Source organism: Streptomyces olivochromogenes, from assembly GCF_001514115.1.
Classification (GTDB): domain Bacteria; phylum Actinomycetota; class Actinomycetes; order Streptomycetales; family Streptomycetaceae; genus Streptomyces; species Streptomyces olivochromogenes.
Window position 1 is genome coordinate 1 of sequence record NZ_KQ948527.1, and the last position, 1,484, is coordinate 1,484.

1 protein-coding gene and 1 pseudogene are annotated in these 1,484 nt (G+C 64.7%); one reads left to right on the forward strand and one right to left on the reverse strand.

Translation table 11 applies throughout. The features are described from left to right. Positions 1–34 precede the first annotated feature (34 nt). Positions 35–879, forward strand: a protein-coding gene (locus tag AQJ27_RS54465) for an IS5 family transposase (RefSeq protein ID WP_425275301.1) whose coding sequence is annotated in 2 segments (ribosomal slippage) — positions 35–371 and positions 371–879 — 846 coding nt in all. Because the reading frame shifts where the segments join, the coding sequence is not laid out codon by codon here. Between the two features lie 512 nt (positions 880–1,391). Here AQJ27_RS54465 and AQJ27_RS60095 read toward each other — a convergent pair. Further along, positions 1,392–1,484 (reverse strand): annotated as a pseudogene (locus AQJ27_RS60095) (IS982 family transposase); the annotation flags it as partial.

Sequence of the window (1,484 nt, forward strand, 5' to 3'; positions counted from 1 at the left end):
CGTTTCTTTCAGATCATCAGATCGTTGGTCAGGCGTGCCATTGAGTGACGCCCAGTGGGCGCGGATTGAGCCGCTGCTGCCGGACCGGACGCCGAAGCGGGGAGGGTGGTGGCGTGATCACCGTCAGGTGATCGATGCGATCGCATGGAAGTTTCACACTGGCTCGCAGTGGGTGCACCTCCCCGACCAATACGGCTCGTGGAAGGGCGCACACACGAGGTTCCGGAACTGGGCTATCGACGGTACCTGGGAGCGCGTCTTCACCGCGTTGCTCGCCCAGGCCGACGCGGAGGAAGACCTGAACTGGGTCGTTGCAGTCGACTCCACCATCGTGCGTGCTCACCAGCATGCCGCAGCCGCCCACAAAAAGGGGCTGCAGTGGGCGAGCCAGACGATCATGCCCTTGGCCGGTCACGCGGCGGCCTGACCACGAAGGTCCATCTGGCCGCCGACGGTCGATGCCGACCTTTGGTCTTTGTCCTCACGCCTGGCCAAGCCGGGGACGCTCCCGCCTTCGAAAGCGTCATGGCTGCCCTGCGCGTACCCCGCCGCCGTGGACGGCCCCGCACACGGCCGGCGGTGGTCCTGGCAGCTAAGGCGTATTCCTCCCGCGCCATCCGCACCCATCTGAGACGACGCGCGATCCGTGCCGTGATTCCGATCCCGGCCGACCAGCGGGCCCACCGCGTGCGACGCGGCAGCCACGGTGGCAGACCACCCGTGTTTGACCGAGACGCTTACAAGCAGCGGAACACCGTCGAGCGATGCATCAATCGCCTCAAGCAGTGGCGGGGCATCGCGACCCGCTACGAGAAGACCGCCATGATTTACCTCGCCGGGCTCCATCTTGCAGGCATCTTCCTATGGTCCACGCGATGATCTGCGACCACCGGTCAGAGACGACCGTGCCCCGGAACGAGGGTCTCGCACTGATCACACAGCACTAGGAGGATCCGTCGGCCCTCACGCAGTGAGCCATCCGCACCACAACGCTCGCAGATGCCTTCGCTGCGGTCAGCGAAGGCATCAGTGACAGCGTGGAGGCGTGCGTACTCGGGGTGCGTCCAGTTGCCGCCAGGCTTCCACGGCCGCGGAAGCGCCTGGAAGGCCAAAGACCCCAGCTTCTGCTTTATGGCCCTGTGCTCGTACTCCGGGAACTCCGCAACCACCGCCTCATGGCACTCAAGCACCAGCTGCCGCCAGCCAGGTCCCACGTCGATTTCATTCGCAGGGTCCCGGAAGTGCTGCCGGACCGGCTCAAGTACGTCGCCTGAAGCCGGAGAAGTCCCCGTCATCCCGCCCCCTCACGCAGCGATCGTCCCGATCTTACGGGTCCCTGACTCGCGCGACGTGATTGATAAGAGAAGCCCTAGATGATCTATTCTAAGGGGTCAGTGATCGTAGGCGATCAGTGAGCGTAGGACGGTTTGTCCGGTGGCGTCGTTGTGCCAGATCGCGGCGGTCAGCGCGAGGATGCGTTGCAT